The organism is Microbulbifer maximicatervae (SeqCode) (assembly GCF_056231245.1).
Window position 1 is genome coordinate 3138410 of the sequence record NZ_CP174334.1, and the last position, 18343, is coordinate 3156752.

Annotated in this window: 15 protein-coding genes; 7 read left to right on the top strand and 8 right to left on the bottom strand. The window is 49.6% G+C overall.

The window, feature by feature from the left end:
- Nucleotides 1–11: 11 nt before the first annotated feature.
- Nucleotides 12–461 (top strand): thiol-disulfide oxidoreductase DCC family protein, encoded by a 450-nt coding sequence (locus ACJJIS_RS13530; protein ID WP_444894339.1) that lies wholly within the window; start codon nucleotides 12–14, stop codon nucleotides 459–461.
- A complete protein-coding gene (gene tcdA, locus ACJJIS_RS13535; RefSeq protein WP_282933452.1) occupies nucleotides 448–1248 on the top strand; it encodes a tRNA cyclic N6-threonylcarbamoyladenosine(37) synthase TcdA in 801 nt (266 codons plus the stop codon). The genes ACJJIS_RS13530 and tcdA overlap by 14 nt, the downstream gene beginning before the upstream one ends.
- On the opposite strand, the gene ACJJIS_RS13540 is transcribed toward tcdA, so the two are convergent.
- On the bottom strand, nucleotides 1245–2129 hold the full coding sequence (locus ACJJIS_RS13540; RefSeq protein ID WP_475708327.1) for a LytR/AlgR family response regulator transcription factor: 885 nt from the start codon (nucleotides 2127–2129) through the stop codon (nucleotides 1245–1247). The genes tcdA and ACJJIS_RS13540 overlap by 4 nt on opposite strands.
- 138 nt (nucleotides 2130–2267) lie before the next feature.
- Between ACJJIS_RS13540 and ACJJIS_RS13545 the strand changes: the two genes are divergently transcribed.
- Complete coding sequence (locus ACJJIS_RS13545) at nucleotides 2268–3464, top strand: acyltransferase family protein (RefSeq protein WP_444905782.1); 1197 nt, start codon at nucleotides 2268–2270, stop codon at nucleotides 3462–3464.
- Between the two features lies 1 nt (nucleotide 3465).
- On the opposite strand, the gene ACJJIS_RS13550 is transcribed toward ACJJIS_RS13545, so the two are convergent.
- A complete protein-coding gene (locus ACJJIS_RS13550) occupies nucleotides 3466–5124 on the bottom strand; it encodes an aminotransferase class V-fold PLP-dependent enzyme (RefSeq protein WP_475708328.1) in 1659 nt (552 codons plus the stop codon).
- Nucleotides 5121–5909 carry a TatD family hydrolase gene (locus tag ACJJIS_RS13555; RefSeq protein WP_445364735.1) on the bottom strand — a complete coding sequence of 263 codons (789 nt, stop codon included), beginning with the start codon at nucleotides 5907–5909 and terminating at the stop codon, nucleotides 5121–5123. Before ACJJIS_RS13555 ends, ACJJIS_RS13550 begins: the two co-directional genes overlap by 4 nt.
- 61 nt (nucleotides 5910–5970) lie before the next feature.
- Between ACJJIS_RS13555 and ACJJIS_RS13560 the strand changes: the two genes are divergently transcribed.
- The gene (locus ACJJIS_RS13560; RefSeq protein WP_413665151.1) at nucleotides 5971–6591 is read left to right on the top strand and encodes a LysE family translocator; all 621 of its coding nucleotides are present in this window, start codon (nucleotides 5971–5973) and stop codon (nucleotides 6589–6591) included.
- Nucleotides 6592–6656: 65 nt separating this feature from the next.
- Here ACJJIS_RS13560 and ACJJIS_RS13565 read toward each other — a convergent pair whose 3' ends face one another.
- The gene (locus ACJJIS_RS13565; RefSeq protein ID WP_444905786.1) at nucleotides 6657–7136 is read right to left on the bottom strand and encodes a hypothetical protein; all 480 of its coding nucleotides are present in this window, start codon (nucleotides 7134–7136) and stop codon (nucleotides 6657–6659) included.
- A 507-nt stretch (nucleotides 7137–7643) separates the two neighbouring features.
- Here ACJJIS_RS13565 and ACJJIS_RS13570 point away from each other — a divergent pair.
- Complete coding sequence (locus ACJJIS_RS13570; RefSeq protein WP_444905787.1) at nucleotides 7644–8768, top strand: M14 family metallopeptidase; 1125 nt, start codon at nucleotides 7644–7646, stop codon at nucleotides 8766–8768.
- A gap of 205 nt (nucleotides 8769–8973) precedes the next feature.
- Here the strand turns inward: ACJJIS_RS13570 and ACJJIS_RS13575 are convergent, their stop codons facing one another.
- Entirely contained in the window at nucleotides 8974–10494 is a 1521-nt protein-coding gene (locus tag ACJJIS_RS13575) for an MFS transporter (RefSeq protein WP_444905788.1), read from the bottom strand.
- 298 nt (nucleotides 10495–10792) lie between these two features.
- Here ACJJIS_RS13575 and ACJJIS_RS13580 point away from each other — a divergent pair, with 298 nt between their 5' ends.
- Together ACJJIS_RS13580 and ACJJIS_RS13585 are read left to right on the top strand one after the other, a co-directional pair.
- Complete coding sequence (locus tag ACJJIS_RS13580) at nucleotides 10793–11992, top strand: phosphatidylinositol-specific phospholipase C domain-containing protein (protein WP_475708329.1); 1200 nt, start codon at nucleotides 10793–10795, stop codon at nucleotides 11990–11992.
- A gap of 244 nt (nucleotides 11993–12236) precedes the next feature.
- Nucleotides 12237–13988: a M28 family metallopeptidase gene (locus tag ACJJIS_RS13585; protein WP_475708330.1), complete on the top strand. Its 1752-nt coding sequence runs from the start codon at nucleotides 12237–12239 to the stop codon at nucleotides 13986–13988.
- Nucleotides 13989–14171: 183 nt separating this feature from the next.
- Here the strand turns inward: ACJJIS_RS13585 and ACJJIS_RS13590 are convergent, their stop codons facing one another.
- The 3 genes from ACJJIS_RS13590 to ACJJIS_RS13600 form a co-directional block, all read right to left on the bottom strand.
- Nucleotides 14172–15809: an AMP-binding protein gene (locus ACJJIS_RS13590; RefSeq protein ID WP_413665144.1), complete on the bottom strand. Its 1638-nt coding sequence runs from the start codon at nucleotides 15807–15809 to the stop codon at nucleotides 14172–14174.
- 149 nt (nucleotides 15810–15958) lie between these two features.
- On the bottom strand, nucleotides 15959–16294 hold the full coding sequence (locus ACJJIS_RS13595) for an SCP2 sterol-binding domain-containing protein (RefSeq protein ID WP_282933465.1): 336 nt from the start codon (nucleotides 16292–16294) through the stop codon (nucleotides 15959–15961).
- Between the two features lie 81 nt (nucleotides 16295–16375).
- Nucleotides 16376–18169: an acyl-CoA dehydrogenase C-terminal domain-containing protein gene (locus tag ACJJIS_RS13600; RefSeq protein WP_475708331.1), complete on the bottom strand. Its 1794-nt coding sequence runs from the start codon at nucleotides 18167–18169 to the stop codon at nucleotides 16376–16378.
- Between the last annotated feature and the right edge of the window lie 174 nt (nucleotides 18170–18343).

Sequence of the window (18343 nt, forward strand, 5' to 3'; positions counted from 1 at the left end):
CCCCTTCCCCAATGTCATTGCCAAACAACATCATCCTGTTTGATAGCATCTGCAACCTGTGCAATAGCTGGAGTCAACTAATACTCAAGCGCGACAGAGAGCAGCGCTTTACCCTGTGCCGAGTGCAGTCCAATGCAGGCCAGCACTTCCTTAAACAGCTGAACCTGCCGCTGGACACTTACCAAACCATGATTTTGCTGGAACGACATGGTGGCACTTACCAATCCTTTTACAAAAGTGAAGCGGCACTGAGAATTGCCAGCCGCCTACCACAACCCTGGCGTTTATTGGCCATTTTGCGCTACATTCCCCGCCCGGCAAGGGATTGGCTCTACGACTTGGTTGCTCGAAACCGCTATCGCTGGTTTGGTCAACGGGAAAGTTGCCTATTGCCGTGTGACGCTGACAAACAGCGGTTTTTGGAAGATGTACCTGAAGAGACCCCAGATGAGCTTGTCTGACCAGTATTTACAGCGATTTGGCGGCATTGCTCGCCTGTATGGCGATAAGGCCCTCGAAATTTTATCCTCTGCTCACATATTGGTGATCGGTATTGGTGGCGTAGGGAGCTGGACCGCAGAGGCCTTGGCGCGAAGCGGCATTGGCCAGTTGACGCTAATAGACTTGGATGACGTCTGCATCACCAATACCAATCGTCAGAGCCACGCACTCGCCGATACTGTAGGCCACATCAAGGTCGAGGTGATGGCAGAGCGCCTACGGCAGATTAACCCGGAGATTACAGTTCATACGGAAGAGGACTTTATCGCTAATGACAATTTCTCAGAGCTGATCAATCCTGATATACACCCTATCGATGTGGTGATTGATGCAATAGACTCCGCACGGGTAAAAGCCGCCCTGATCGCTTACTGTAAAGCCCGAAAAATACGCTTGATAACGGTTGGTTCCGCAGGAGGTAAGCGCTCCCCCGATCGCATTGAGTGCGCCGATCTCGGCCGTACAATTAATGATCCGATGCTGGCAAAAGTCCGCCAACATCTATACCGCTTTCACAACTTCCAGAAGAGTCGCAAGCGCCAGTTTGGCATCGATGCGATCTTTTCCACTGAAGCAATGGTATACCCGCAGCCAGATGGGCAAGTATGCCAGCAGAAGAGCGCTATGCAGGACGGTGTTAAATTAGACTGCAGTGGCGGCTTTGGTGCGGCAACTATGATTACCGGCACCTTTGGGTTTTTGGCCGCCAACCGGGCCATCGAGCGACTTCTCCAGGCAAAAAACTAAGCCGGGGTTAATTGAGCCCTCAGCTGATCGCGGTAGCGCCTGCTCACCGGGATCAGCTGGCCGCCAACCAAGTGAATACGCGCATCACCGCTCTCCAGGGGTTCAATCTCCGCAATAGAGTCCAAGCGCACAATATAGGAGCGGTGGATGCGAGCGAATGACCCTGGATCCAAACGCTCCAGTAACTTGGTCATAGTCTCTCTCAGGGGGTAAATTCTATCGCCCAGGTGCAGATTGACATAGTTGCCAGCAGCTTCCACCCATTCGATATCCTGCACATTAACCAGAAATTCTTTTCCCAGCTTTTTCACCAGAAGACGCTCCGGCCTTTCTACTGGCTCAGCAGCATCTCCCTCATCTGGCTCTTCTAGTAAGCGCGCCTCACCCTGTAAACGTACCAATAAGAAGCGGTACAAATAAACAGAGCTTAAAAGAGCGGCATAGGTTTGAATATCTTTGAGATATTCATAGAAAAATTCTACAGGCCAGTTACCAAAGTTATAGGAACCGTCATTAAGGTGGTAAATGACCGTCCTCATAAACACCATGCCGGAAACGTGGACCAAGGACCAAGGCAAAGTGAAAAATAAATGTATGGCCAAGTTCTGCCGAACTCTCCCCTTACGCAGGGGAAAATAATGATCAAGAAGCAATATCAACGGAAATAAGATTGCGATCATTAGGATACTGGTTCCCTCCCACACCAGAAATTCCCATGGCTGAAAAATAGAACCCCAGCGGCGGTGATCAAAGTATGCCAAAGCGAACTGAACAAGCCACTGGCCGACAAAAAACAACACCCAGAACCCCACCTCAAACTGTCGCCGGTGCGTCAAATACTGCTGAACCGTCATTGCTCCTGAACCAGTATAAAAATTCATCGGCAGTCTACCCCCGATTCACCCCCAAAAACCACCACTGGCCCCTAATACCCTACAAATCGGCACTTTGGGATAGCTAATGGCAAATACTAACGGGAGCATAGCAAGCGACTAAAACAGCCTCGAACGACGAAACCTATGCATTCAATAACACAGAGACGCCACGATATTGACGCCCTTCGTGTACTAGCCTTTGGCCTACTTATTCTCTACCACCTGGGAATGGCCTATGTCGCGGAATGGGGGTGGCATGTAAAAAGCAGCTACCAAAGCGAGCCACTACAACTGGTAATGCTAGCGGTTAACCAGTGGCGGATGCCGTTGTTGTTCCTGATTTCAGGTGCAGCCAGCTATTTTCTCTTCCACAAGCTGGGCACTGGGGGTTACTTACTGAGAAGAATGAAGCAGCTATTGATTCCGCTGGCATTTGGAATGCTGGTGGTGGTTCCACCCCAGGCCTACTATGAAGCGCTAAGCAACGGCATTATTGAGCCTGGATACTTATCTTTCCTGCTGAAGTACTTCTCGTTCAGCCCCTGGCCAGAAAATGCCTTTGCTGGAAGTGAGTTTGGCCTGACCTGGAACCACCTGTGGTATCTACCCTATCTGGCATGCTACACCCTGGCCCTTATTCCTCTAGCCCTGTGGTTTAAACACCAACGGTGGCTGGGCCGATTCATGGAGAATATTAAATCTTGGCAACTGCTAATTCTACCGCTTGTGCCTATGATGGTGTACGGCCTGGTCCTATTTCCGCGCTTTGGTGGAATAAACTATGCCGTCGTCGACGACTGGTACACCCATGCCAGATTTTTTACTTATTTCTTCTGCGGCTACTTGCTGGTCAGCAGTAACGCTCCCTGGGAAATACTGGCAAGGCTGCGCAATCGCTTGATTATTGCAGCGCCCCTCACTTTCGCCCTATATCTATTATTTGATCGAGTACTACCTGATAACAGTATTCCCGCGCAGAAAATACTGCTTTTTATTGTTATCTATACAAATCGATGGGTATGGCTCCTGGCTGTTTTAGCCTGCGCTTATCGATTTCTCAATAAGCAATTCCGTTGGTTACCCTATGCCACTGAAGCGGTTTATCCCTGGTATATCCTCCATCAAACCATTACCGTAATCGCTGTGTATCAATTGGGGCAACTCGCTCTGGGGCCCATCCTGGAGCCCTTGCTAGTATTATTAATCACTATTTTCGGCTGCTGGGCTTCATATGAATTTATCATCCGAAGAAATCCAGTTTTACGGCCGCTGTTTGGTTTAAAGCCTATTTCCAATATAAGGCCTATTGCGGTGGAGGCCCCCATACCCCGCTCCAGTTAAGTTAATGGGAGGTCTGCTCCACCAGATTCAAAGCACGTTGCAGCAATGCGTAAAAACCATTGCTGCGCGATTCACTTAAGTGCTTACCGAGTCCTAGCTCAGCAAATAACAGAGAAAGATCTCTCTCTCGAATCTCAATAGCCGTGCGGCCATCGATTTGTGAAAGTAATAACGCACCCAGGCCTTTTACAACCCGGCTGTCGCTTTCCAATCCAAAATAGTGCCTACCACCCTCTGTCCGGTGCGCTAACCAAGCTGCGGACTCACAACCCCGCACCAGGTTTTCCTCGGTACGTATCTCGGGCTTTCGGGCAATAGTTTTACTCCACAGCATTAATTCTCTATAACGTCCCTGCCAGTTGCGCTGGGAAACTAAACTCTCCAGCAATAACGAGGAGAAATCATCCCTGGCCCATTCATCACGCTGAATACTAGCCCCCGGCTCAATTGACTTCTGGATCTCACAATACTCTTCCAGGGCCTGCAAAAAAGCCTGAATATCGCTATCGGTATTGTAGGCTGCGACTGAGGCTCGGACCGTCACCAAATCACCGCTCTCTTTACCTAACAATTGTGCACAGTGATGGCCTACTCTCACTGCAATATCGCGCTCGTCCAGCCAGTGCATTAAATCGGCAGCGCTACCATGAATAGGCACAAAAGAGACAATACCCAGATTGTGGCGCACTTGGCTGATAACCCTAAAATTGGGGGACGCTATCAGTTCGCGATGTATCCATCGCACCAATTTCTGCTCATGCGCCGCTATTGCGACCCTATCTTGCTGCTCAAGAAATTCCAGTGCCGCTCCAAGACCCGCTATTGCCGCCAGCGGAGAAGTGCCTGCCTCAAATTTGTGCGGCAAGCCTGCATAATGACTCGTTTCAAGTTCAACGTCGGAGATCATTTCTCCACCACCCAGCCATGGTGGCATAGATTCCAAAAGTGTTTCCCTACCGTATAAGAAACCAATTCCTGACGGGCCGTAAAACTTATGTGCGGAGGAAACAAAAAAATCACAGCCAATTTTCTGCACATCAATCACTTCATGGGCTGCCAACTGGGCGCCATCAACAATCCACATCAAGTGCTTTCTGCGCAGCAATTGCCTCACTGCAGCCAGGTCCGGACGCAATCCGAGTGCGTTGGAACCGCCGGTCAGGGATACAATTCTTGTGCGCTCATTCAGCACTTCTCCCAGGCGATCAAATTCCGGGACACCCGCTACATGGGGTACATAGCGCAAACTCAAATTGAATCGCTTGGCCGCCATCTGCCAAGGGATAATATTTGCATGGTGCTCCGCTGTTGAGATGACAATTTCATCCCCAGCCTGCAACTCACTACACAGGCTGTGCGCCAACAAATTCAATGCCTCAGTAGCACCGCGACAAAATACAATTTCCCTTGTGCTGGCAGCATTAACAAACTTTGCCGCTTGGCGACGCACTCGCTCCACCATTTCTGTAGCTTTACGCGCCAGACGATGACTGGAGCGGTGCGTATTGGCATTGCTGTGCACATAGTAATCGCGTACAGCATTAATCACTGCCTCTGGCTTCTGCGTCGTTGCAGCATTATCCAGGTATACCAACTCCTTATTCTCCTCTTGATCAAAGAGGGGAAATGACTGCCTGAATGATTCAGCGGAAAAACTCATAGGGAAAATAACTTCTCAGTATTTCGACAGGTAGCATTGGCGATTTCCCGCACGGAAACTCCCCGCAAATCAGCCAGTGCTTGTGCAATTTTAGAAAGGTTTTCAGGGCTATTACGCATACCCTGCTGACCTGAAAGGGGCATATCCGGGGCGTCCGACTCAAGCAGTAAACTCTCCAGCGGCGCACGTGACACAGCCCGTCGGGTTTTCGCTGCCCGTGGGTAAGTAATTGTTCCACCGATACCCAGATAGAAGCCGCGCTTCCAGTACTCTTGCGCCATTTGCTCACTGCCACTGAAAGCGTGGATCACACCTCCCCGCGGGAGCTTGAATTGCTTTAACAGCCTCAGGAGTTCATTGTGGGCCCGGTGAACATGCAGAATAATCGGCAGTTCATGGTTACTAGCAATCTCCAAATGAAGCTTGAGAATATCTTCCTGCTTATTCAAGTCAGTGCCGATAGAGGCATCCAAGCCACACTCTCCAACAGCGACACATGAGTATTTCTCAAGGCTCTCACTAAGCCGTACTCCCAACTCCATCAGATTTTCCCGCCAGCGGGAATCTTGCGGGATTTTCTTCACCCACCAAGGGTGAACACCAGCAGCCATCATCCAACCGGGCTGTTCCGATACCAGAGCGCCCAACGACTGCCACTGAGCCTCGCAAACGCCGGGGATAATGACCCTATCTATTCCGGCATTGAGACATCTTTGCCACACCTGATCCCGGTCCAGTGAAAAAGCCTCAAAATCAAAGTGGCAATGGCTGTCTATAAATTTCACTTGTGATACCCATTATTCGCGCGCATATTAGCATGAAGTCGCCTTTTCCTCTGGTACACCTGTGATTGAATCTCTTTTGCCAATCGCCCTTTTTGCTTTCTCAGCCAGTATTACACCGGGCCCTAATAACCTGATGATTATGTCCTCAGGGCTCAATCACGGCATCTACAGTTCAACACCTCACCTACTGGGAATTTGGCTGGGATTTCCCGCCATGGTGGTTGCCATTGGCTTGGGACTGGGAACCGCCTTCAATCACTTCCCTTTTCTGCATGAAGTTATTCGCTGGGCAGGCATTGCCTATTTACTCTACCTGGCATGGATAATTGGTTCGACCCGGGAAATGGGTTCTGGAAATTCAAGCCAACCCCTGAGCTTTACCCAGGCGATGGCTTTTCAGTGGATCAATCCCAAAGGCTGGATTATGGCCACTGGAGCACTGGCTGCTTTCACCAGTCCCGGCACAGAAATATGGTCGGGAGTTGTTAAGGTTGCACTGGCATTTATCACCATTGGCGGGCCTTGCGTTGCCATTTGGCTATTCTTTGGCGTTGGGCTAAAACGGTTCCTGACTGAACCACGCTACTTGCGAAGCTTTAACATTGCTATGGGATTGTTGCTTGCTGCAAGCGTTATCCCCTTGGCCCTCGAGGGGCTTACCCCCTTTGGCGCAGCCACCTGAAAGGTCTCTTCTACAGCTTAAGCTCGGGAGCCTTCAACTCCCGAGGCGCTCAAAGCTGGGAAAAACTAGCGAGACGCAGCCTGGAAACGGCTTACTGCACGAAGCTCGGCTGAGTCCTGTAACCAAACAATATCTTCAGCATCTACTTGCTGCCCTGTTATCCCTGACAACTGATCACTGAGTACTTCTAGTCGGGTATTCTCATCGACGCCCTCCACCGGAAGTCGGATCCAGACCTGCCCCTCTTCGTCTGTAACCTCCGCAGGTGCCCCCTGGTCAGTACTGCTTAAATGGCGATCAAAAACCGAGCTATGCCCTGGCGGCAAATAAATGGTGCCATTGGTAATATCGACAGCGAAAGCCACTATGCCCGGCAGCAAGCCAAATAGCAGGCCTGCGCCGTCCAAGATTACGACCGCAGGATCAACTCGCCCACCCGCCTGCCCTTTGCGCTCCGGGTACAGGAAATAGCCACAGGCGCTCAGATTCATCACTGTTACAAGCGCAGCGGATGCCACGATACTTCGTTTAATCACTCTATTCATGGTGTCACCTCTCACGAAAGCCCCCTATGCGGAGCTATTACTTGTTCTTTCTATTCCCACTAATGCCATGGGACCTATTCTCTATCTGTACAAATTCACGTCAGATAGCCCTGAGACAAAAAGATCATCAAATTTACGCCGATCGAAACGTTCGTACAACATCAAGCAGGCTCGATTGCCTAAACTTTAACCAGCACTTGCTGCGGGATGTTAAGGAGATTTACTAATTTCTGACAGTGTGGAGTGACGCACTTGTGATCTGACCGGGCAGTAAGCAGTCGCCTGGGGTCCGACACCGGAAATTTCAGGGAGCAGTAGTCGTAGCAGGTGCCGCCAGGGATTGGCTAAAGCACGGTATCCTTATCGATACCGTGCTTTTCTATTTCACTAAATAAAGGAGATTTCGTCCTATCGCACCCAAAATTGGCGAGATCCCCTACCTTTCTTCCTGGAAAATTCCCCCTACCGCTGTATCCTGCGCCCAAGAACAAGAGTGGAGCTCTCTACATGTATATCAGCAGCGCCTTTGACAGCGGCAATATCGAAGTTATCAATACCGACAGCAATCCAATTGAGCTAGCAATCCGTCAGGACAACAATTCTGACTTCTACCAATGGTTTCACTTTCGTCTGGAAGGCGATATTGGCACCAGCTATCCCTTGCGCATCGTTAATGCCGGCAAATCCGCCTACCCGGAAGGCTGGGAAAACTACCGCATCTGTGCCTCATACGATCGTCAAAATTGGTTCAGAATTGGCGCCAACTACGACGGCAATACTCTGGACTTCACTGTAACCCTGGATGAACCCAGCATCTATCTCGCCTATTTCGCCCCCTACTCCTGGGAACGCCACCTGGATCTGCTCGCTTGGGCGCAGAGCCACGACCTGGTCAAACTGCAAACTCTCGGTAAAACCCTTGATGAGCGCGATATGACCATGCTCACGGTTGGCAATGCCGACACCGCGAAACATCGTGTTTGGATGATTGCCCGCCAACACCCAGGAGAGACCATGGCGGAATGGTTTGTTGAGGGCTTCCTGGAAACCTTGCTCGACCATGCCAATCCTACTGCGCAAAGCTTGCTGGCAGATACCGTATTTTATGTAGTACCCAATATGAACCCCGACGGCAGCGTTCGCGGGCATCTGCGCACTAACGCTGCGGGCGCCAACCTGAACCGTGAGTGGCTCAACCCCACAATGGAGCGAAGCCCGGAAGTCTTTTTGGTCAGGGAGAAAATGTTGGAGCTAGGAGGGGATATCTTCCTGGATATTCATGGTGATGAAGCCCTGCCCTATAACTTTGTTGCGGCTTGTGAAGGTATTCCCGGCTATGACGAGCGCCACGCCAAGCTGGAAGAGACATTTAAGCAAGCTTATGAGGCCGTCAGCCCCGACTTCCAAACGGAGCATGGATATGAGCTGGATAAACCCGGCGAAGCAAATCTGACAATTGGTACCGCCTGGGCTGGACATCAATTCCGCACCCTGGCTCTAACATTGGAGATGCCGTTTAAAGACAATGATGACCTGCCCGACTTGATCGAAGGTTGGTCCCCGGCGCGAAGCCAACAACTCGCTCGCGATATTCTTTTCCCAATTCGCGAAGTGTTAAAAACACTCAAATAATCTCTATACGGTGAACCAAATTACCGTTACCAACAAGAGAAATTAATTTGAGCTGGGCTGTTTCAAACGGCAGCCCAGTTTTAGAGAGACTTTTCTTATTGTAATTATTGATTTATAAAAACCGAGTAGGCGTATATTTTTGAGCCAAAAATCACAGGACAGCCTCTATATTTCAAAGCTTGCAGAGACCATTAAAATAACATTTCTAACTTTCCTTCTTACACTGTGATTTTTTCAATAATACAGCTACAGCAACCAACAAAAGAAAAGTAAATACAACCAACCCCCACATCACCGACTGGAAAGCCTGGGCAAAAGCCTCATTAAACATGTTAGCGATGCGACCGTGCAGAGCAGCAGACACCCCCATTGCGCCACGCTCAATCCTTTCAGGATTAATCAGCAATGCATCGATATATTTTTCCAGTGCACTGGTAATCTGCACCCCACTTTCCTTCAATTGATTTAGCAAACTCTGTTTCTCCATTATCCGGAATACAGTACCCACTACAGCCAAACCAAGTGCTGCGCCTATGTTTTGTATGCCCCACAACATTCCGGTTGCTATACCTGCACTATTAGGCGGCAAAGCGCCAATAGCGATTGGGGCTGTTGCACTAAATACAAATCCCCAAGCCACACCGAAAGGTATAAAAGCCAGCAAAAGCGTCGAAAAATTGGTATCCACTGAGAATTGTGTCATTACGATTGCCGCAATCAAAATACATATGACACCAATTAAGATTGGAGCCGCAGGTGCGGAATTAGCCGCCATTCTGCCCGCCACAGGAGATACCAAAGCCATTACCAAGGTAATAGGGAGCAAAATCAAGCCGGACATTACCGTTGTATCCTGACGCACAATATGCAAATAAAATGGTAATAAAAAGAAAGCAGAAATGAGAAATATCAACAAACTAAAATTGGTTAAAATACAAGCGGAAAATAGCAAATTCTTAAAATAGGCAAAATGGATCAACGGTTGCTCCAGTTTTCGCTCAACACGAAAAAGGGCAATAAAACTCAATATAGAAATAACCAGTAACAACAGTATCGGCCAACTCAACCAACCCACTTGCGCCCCTTCAACTACTAACACCACTAGCGAACCCACACTAAGCGCAAGAAGTATCATTCCACGCCAGTCAATATAACTTTTTTCTTTATCTAAATTTTGCTGGCTCCGCATCACAAAAAGACCAAGTACCATACTAACCAACACAAAGGGGATATTAATAAAAAAGATCGACCTCCAAGACAAATACTCACATAGGACCCCACCCAATACCGGACCAAGAGCAAAGCCGACAGCCAATACCGACATCCACCATCCCATTGCAAATCCGGCTTCTTTTTCTACAAAAGTGTGGGACAGCAAAGCAATATTATTCGGCACGATTATGGCAATGGAGACACCTTGAAAGGCCCGCCAGACAATTAACCAAAGTGGATCCTCAGCCAATCCCGCGAAAAGGGAGCTAACTGCAAGTAATACCCATCCAATATTGAGCATCTTCAGGGAGCCCACAATATCCCCCAATCTCCCCATACTGGCCATCAGGATACATAGCATCAACATAAATATATTCATAACCCACTGGGTTTGAATAAAGGATGCACCTAAACTCTGCTGGATTGTCGGCAGCGCAATACTGACAATGGTGTAGTCCAACCCCAAAATAAAGGTGGCTGGAAAGGAGCCAAGCAAAACAACCCACTTATTCATTAGTCGCATAATTCCCCTTATACAGCTTGTTAATTAAAGCAAGGAAAGACCCTGAATAATTTATCGGAATTTATTGCTGAGAGAGCTACACAACCCATCCATTATCAATAGAATTATGATGCCACCAGAAAACAACAAGAAACCAACCCTCTTCACATAGACAAAAAAGTCCAATTCGTAGTAAAAAGCAAAAATAATAAAAACGGTACCTTAAGGCACCACACACCAATAAAAATTAAAAAATATTCACTAGCGTCTACTGCAAAGGTAGCGTATCTACTCAGTCCGGAGAAAAATAATGAAACACACTATCAGACAGATGATCCTATCGATTCTATTTGTACTTTCCTTCGCCTCTCTCCCCCTTTGGGCCGATAGCATTTCTGATTTCCAAAACAGCTGGACAGGCACAGCCTTGGATCTACAGCGTCAAATAGACAACCACACTCCCATGAGTGAAAACAATATTTTGGGGACACACAATTCTTACAACTCAGAAGTGTATCGCGCCTGTAACTTCTCAGTGGGATGCCGCTACCTGGACCCTCAACAGGAGCATTCCATAAAAGATCAATTGCGCATGGGAGCTCGCTTTATAGAGCTGGATGTCCATTGGACAACGAAAATGGAGAGCCTTTTTTCCTACCCAAAAAGATTACTTCTATGCCATGGGCTCTGCAGTATCAATGATAAGTATGCGACTGAAGGATTTAACGAAATAAAGGACTGGCTAAATGACAGCGCCAATCAGGACGAAGTCATCATTTTATATATCGAGGACCACTCTGATGGGCGCCATCAAGATCTCTACAACCAAATAACCGATCGATTCGGGGATAAGATTTTCTACAGTGGCGGCTGCCAGAGTATCCCCAGCAGCCTTACAAAAAATGATGTGCTTGCTGCAGGGAAACAAGTCGTCGTGTGGAAAGATAGCGGCTGCTCTGGAAATGGTGACATGAAGAACATGGCCTTCACCGGATTAGGGGAAATCGGTCGAGTGTGGGAAGACAGCACCACTATTGGCACTATAGGAGAAATTTTTAGCGGTGGTATTGAACGAATCACAGCCGACGATGTGCGCAATGGCTTTGCTATAGGTCACAACATAATCAATCTCGATAATATGAATACGACTGATGGCCGCATCGCTGCAGCTATTTGGTCATGGGATCAGAATGAGCCAAATAACTTGAACAATGAGGATTGCGCTTTGCAGTGGGGTAACGGGCGCTGGAATGATGCCAACTGCAGCAACCAATATAGCTTCGCATGTAAGAACACGGCTGACGGTAGCTGGCTGGTCAGCGCCTCAACAGGCCCATTCTCTTATGGTGCCGGGGTGTGCCAGGCACTGGGCAATGACTACGTGTTTTCCGCCCCCACCAATAGCCAGGACAACCAAGCCCTTAAAAGCGCCAAGGAAACCACTGGCTATGACAAGGTATGGATTAACTATCAGGACCAGATAACTGAGGGCCAGTGGCAGCACAATTAACCTCAAAAATCTCGACTTGAGGGTTTAGGCTGGATAGGAGGCTAAGCCCGAGCCTCCTATCCAAGGCGAGTTTTATTGAAACCTCTCAAACACAAACCCTGTCACCATATTCAACTAAATTACCAAAACGGGAATATAGCTCTGGGCCCAGCCACACTCTACTCTCCACTGATCGCTGATATATCGTTAGTTAAGACAAGATCAGGCATAATCTGCCTCCTAACAAGACTGTCAGGACAAAATTATGCGAATTCCTACCACCTGGCGCCGCCTTGGCTTGGCTATAGCCATCGGCGGTGTTATCAGCGGTTGTAGCAAGGGCAACGAAGAAGTCAGCTCACAAGCGCACTCCCATAAAGAACATATCGAGCACAGCACTGAAAAGCTCAATCTGGAAGCCGCTGAGAAGGCTCAAATTGATACTGTCGCTGCCGACCTGCACAAGCATGTCGCCGTATTGGCCTCCGATGAATTCGAAGGCCGCGCTCCCGCCAGTAAAGGTGAGGAGCTGACGGTAAACTATCTGGCAGAGCAATTTAAGGCGCTCGGACTTACCCCTGGTGCCGTAGATTCCGACGGTAACCCCAGCTGGTTCCAGGAAGTCCCCATTGTAGAGATGGATATTCAATCCACTCCCCTTACTATTCAGGGCGAGGGTGTAGGCCAGGTTCTAAAACCTATTGACGACATGGTCGCGTTTACCCAGCGCCAAACCAGCGCATCCAGCCTCAATGAAAGCGAATTGGTTTTTGTCGGTTACGGCATCGTAGCTCCAGAAAACAACTGGAATGACTACGCAGGTCTGGATATGGAAGGCAAAACCGCAGTCATTCTGGTGAATGACCCCGGCTATGCCACCCAAGATGAGGCTCTATTTAATGGCAATGCCATGACCTACTACGGTCGCTGGAGCTACAAGTTTGAAGAAGCTGCCCGTCAGGGCGCCGCAGGAGCCATTATTATCCATGAGAATGGCGCTGCCGGTTACCCCTGGGAAGTAGTGAGCGGCTCCTGGTCTGGCGCCCAGGTAAGCCTTGAAGCAGAAAATAAGAATATCGATCGCGTGGCGATTGAGGCCTGGATCACCAACCAGGCAGCGAAGGATCTGTTCCAGGCAGCAGGTCTCGACTTGGCCGAAGAAATGGCAGCGGCAAAAGCATCTGGATTCAAGCCTAAGTCACTGGAACTCAAAGCCAGCATCGAACTCAGCAACAGCCTTGAGAAGTCCAACTCTCGCAATGTTATTGCTAAGTTACCCGGCAAAAAGTACGCAGATGAAACCATTGTTTACACTGCCCACTGGGACCACTTAGGGGTCAACCGAAACGCTTCTGGCGAAGACCATATCTTCAATGGCGCAGTGGACAATGCCACCGGCACCGCTGGACTACTTGCTCTTGCAGCCCAAGCAGTGAAAGAGGATCAAGCTGATCGCTCCCTGGTATTCGTTGCAGTAACTGCTGAAGAGTCCGGTTTACTTGGCTCCAAATACTATGCCGCTAACCCAGTTGAACCTCTGGAAAAGACGGTTGCCGGCTTTAACTTCGACGCTATGAATGTCTTGGGCCCCACCAAAGACATCACCGTCGTTGGCTTCGGCAGCAGCGAGCTGGAAAATCTCTTAGAAGCAGCCGCCAAAAAACAGGGCCGCTATCTGGCTGCTGAAGAGCACCCGGAACGCGGCTACTTCTATCGCTCAGATCATTTCAGCCTGGCAAAAGAAGGCGTGCCAATGCTGTATTTTGATTCCGGTAGCGAAAACCATGAGCACGGCCGGGAGTGGGCACAATCCAAGGACAAGGAATATCTCAGCCAGCACTACCACAAGCCGGGAGATGAGTACGACCCCAACTGGAACCTGAAAGGCGCCGCTATGAATTTGCAGCTGGGCCTGCAATTGGGCCTGAAGCTGGCAAACAGCCGCGACTGGCCCAACTGGTATGAAGGCAATGAGTTCCGCGCTATTCGCGACGCCAGTGCCGAAAGCCGCAAATAACCAAGCAGGATAAACATCCCGCTTTTCCTTGGTGGCACCTCCTCGGTGTCACCAAATTTCCCTCCCCAAACATCAACCCTGCATTAGCTGCAGGTGCCTCTCCGTGAATCGAAACCAATAAAAAAGCCCCACTGTCTCCAGCAGGGCCTTTTATGCGGTTGAACTCTTTAGCTAAATAGCGACTTAAGCAGCGCTAGTAGCCTCAAGCTTTTTCAACTCTTCATCGCGAAGTTCACGGCGCAAGATTTTGCCCACATTAGTTTTGGGTAAGTCCTCACGGAACTCCACATGCTTCGGCACTTTATAAGCCGTCATATGCTCACGGCAGTAGGCGACAACTTCATCTTCGGTCAAAGATGGATCAGCCTTCACCAGGAAGAGCTTCACCTGCTCACCACTTTTCTCATCCGGGATACCGATAGCGGCAGCTTCAGTGACCTTCGGATGCGCGCTGATCACGTCTTCAATCTCATTGGGATATACATTGAAGCCGGATACAATAATCATGTCCTTCTTGCGATCTACGATTTTGATGTAACCATCATCCTGAATAACGGCCATATCGCCGGTATTCAACCAACCTTCACTGTCGATGGTATCCGCTGTCGCTTCCGGACGCTGCCAGTAGCCTTTCATCACCTGAGGTCCGCGCACGCACAGCTCGCCAGGAGAGTTGTTTGGCAGGTCATTGCCATTCTCGTCGACAACCTTGACCTCGGTGCCGGGAACAGGAACACCCACCGTGCCCAGCTGAACACCATCAGTAGGGTTAAATGAAACAACCGGGGAGGTTTCAGTCATACCGTAACCTTCCATGATCATACAGCCGGTCATTTCCTCCCAGCGCTTAGCCGTATCGCGAGTTAACGCCATGCCACCAGAAGCTGTTGAGTGCAATTTGCTGAAGTCCAGTTCAGCAAAATCCTTGTTGCGCATCAGGCCATTGAACAGGGTATTGAGCCCAACAAATCCAGTGAAACGCAGGCCTTTCAGCATCTTCACAAAACCCGGAATATCCCTCGGGTTGGGCACTAACAACGAGTGGTTGCCCGTGGAGAAAAGGCACATGCAGTGGATGGTAAATGCGTAGATATGGTAAAGAGGCAAAGGTGCAATATAGAACTCCTCACCTTCTTTCATACCACTGGCAAATGCGATACGAACCTGCTCCATATTCGCTACCAGATTACCATTAGTCAGCATTGCCCCTTTGGCAACCCCGGTAGTACCGCCGGTATACTGCAGAACTGCAATATCTTCTTTGGTGCGCTCAACATCCTTATGAGGACGCTCAGCGCCTTTTGCCATTGCATCGCGGAAGCTAACTTCATTGGCAAACGAAAATTCGGGCACCATTTTCTTAACGTACTTCGCCACACTGTTGATCAAGGTACGCTTCAGCGGACTGTGCAGGTCCGCAATCTCAGTAACAATAACTTGTTTTACATCGGTTTCAGCAACCACCGCAGCAGCGGTATCGGCAATATTCGCCAGTACGACCAGAGCCTTGGCCCCTGAATCATTCAGCTGGTGCTTAAGCTCGCGCTGCGTGTACAGCGGATTGGTATTTACTACAACCAAACCTGCGCGCAGTGCACCAAAAACAACTACTGGGTACTGCAGCACGTTGGGCAGCTGGACAGCGATGCGATCACCGGGCTTCAAGTCGGTATGATTTTGTAAATAAGAGGCGAATTTTCCACTTAGCGTGTCAATATCATTGATTGAAAGTGTACGCCCCAGGCATGTGAAAGCCGGCCGGTCACCGAATTTGGCGCAAGCGCCTTTAAAGACATCAAGTATGCTGCGATCAATGTCCAACTCTCTTCTCCCATTCCTGATTGTTGTCGTCGCTTGCCCACACCTTCCGTCTCCATAGGCGAAAGCTGCCATATCTCTGGGCGAGCGAGAATTTATTTATTGTTTGTAGTATCTTTGAGACGGTGAAAAAGAAGGTTTAAAACCTCTCTTTACCGATCTCCCTCTTCACTATTCGCAGGAAATAAACCTGCCAATGCTGCGGCCAACTCGCGATTTCCAGAATATTGAACATCCCCCAAAAGGAAGGCGTGACGCCCACTTAATTGACCGTCCAATATAGCACTGAGAGTGCTGTTTTCCATTTCCAATGTTAGTTCTGGATTATCAGTCTGACCAAATTCGGAAATCACTTTGTAATTTTTAGATACTTCGGTGACATAAACATAGAAGTCACAGGCATCTGGCAGCCGGAACTGTACCCGAGCCAGCGGGTACGAACAAGCTAAGTGACACAGGCGCTCTTGAACTGAATCCGGCAATTGCATCGGAAATTCTCCGTTTAAGCCGCTTTATTACTCACAAAAAAACCGCCGGCATTTGCCGGCGGTTTTCATTTCAGAGCGGGATCAGAATGCAAAATGCTCGGCATCCAATTCCATCAAGTTGCCTGCTCCACTCAACATGGACGTTGCGTGGCTGGAAGTGCGAGGAAGGATACGCTCGAAGAAGAAACGCGCGGTAGTAATTTTCGCCTTGTAGAAATCTTCTTCTCCAGTGCCCGCTGCCAGTTTTTCATTGGCAACTTTAGCCGCCTGTGCCCACAGGAAGGCCAGTACGGTGTAACCGGAGAACATCAGGTAATCTACAGAAGCAGCACCGACTTCGTCAGGGTTTTCCATAGCTTTGCCGCCAACGTGCAAGGTCAGGTCGCCCCACTGCTTGTTAAGTTCTTGCAATTTAGCAACGAAAGGCGCCAGTGCTTCGTTATCAATTTCCGCCTGGCAGAATTTGTGAACCTGCTTGGTGAAACCGCGCAGCAATTCACCCTGGGTCATCAGAACCTTACGACCCAACAGGTCCAGAGCCTGAATACCAGTGGTGCCTTCATAGATAGTGGAGATACGCGCATCACGTACGTTCTGCTCCACGCCCCACTCGGCAATATAACCGTGGCCACCGAAACACTGCATACCCAGGTTGGCAGATTCAAAACCGGCTTCTGTCAAAAATGCTTTTGCAATCGGCGTCAGGAAAGCCAGCATATCGTCAGCGGCTTTCTTCGCGTCAGTATCGCCTTTGTGAGTGATATCAACCAGCTGTGCGCACTTAACAACCAGCATACGACCACCTTCAGAGAAGGCTTTCTGGGTCATCAGCATGCGGCGCACGTCAGGGTGAACAATAATCGGGTCAGCCGGGCCTTCCGGGTTTTTCACGCCGGACAGAGAACGCATTTGCAGGCGATCTTTTGCGTAAGCCAGGGACTTCTGGAAACCGATCTCGGAGTGAGCCAGGCCTTGCAGAGCAGTGCCCAGGCGCGCAGTGTTCATAAAGGTGAACATATAGCTCAGGCCTTTATTCTGCTCGCCGATCAGGAAGCCTTTAGCACCGTCAAAGTTCAGCACTGCAGTGGCGTTGCCGTGAATACCCATTTTGTGCTCGAGGGAACCACATACCACACCGTTGCGCTCACCGGCAGAGCCGTCAGCGTTCGGCAGGAACTTGGGTACGATAAACAGGGAGATACCCTTGGTGCCAGCAGGTGCGTCTGGCAAGCGGGCGAGTACGATATGAACAATGTTGTCAGTCATGTCGTGCTCACCGGCGGAGATAAAGATCTTGGTGCCGGTAATCGCGTAGGAGCCATCGTCATTCGGCTCGGCCTTGGTGCGCAAAATACCCAGATCGGTACCGCAGTGAGGCTCGGTCAGACACATAGTGCCGGTCCAGCTACCTTCAACCAGCTTGGTCAGGTAAACCTGCTTTTGCTCTTCAGTACCGTGCTCTTCCAGGGTGTTCATCGCACCGTGGGACAAGCCGGGGTACATGCCCCAGGACCAGTTGGCGGTACCAACCATCTCGCTCATGATAGTGCCGAGCGAGGGCGGCAGGCCCTGGCCACCGTACTCAGGATCGTGAGGCAGTGCAGCCCAGCCACCCTCTACAAACTGCTGGTAGGCTTCTTTAAAGCCTTCCGGGGTAGTAACTTCACCGTCTTTCCAGGTGCAACCTTGCTGGTCGCCAATTTGGTTCAGCGGTGCAATAACGTTTTCACAAAACTTTGCACCCTCTTCCAGGATGGCATCCACGACATCAGGAGTAGCCTCCTCATATCCAAGTGACTCATAATGCTTTTCTGAGTCCAGCATCTCGCGCATTACGAAACGCAAATCACGCAGTGGCATTTTGATATCGGTCATCCTGATAGCCTCAATTCGCTTATGTTTGGGACCGGAGGCAAAACCATCCAGTCATATTTATGACTAATTTCTAAGATTGGTTCATCATAGTAGTAAGCGAGCAGCCCCCTCTATGGCCAAACCCGTCCAAAGCGGTGACAAATCGAGGCGAGAGGATGAAAAAAGGTGACTGGC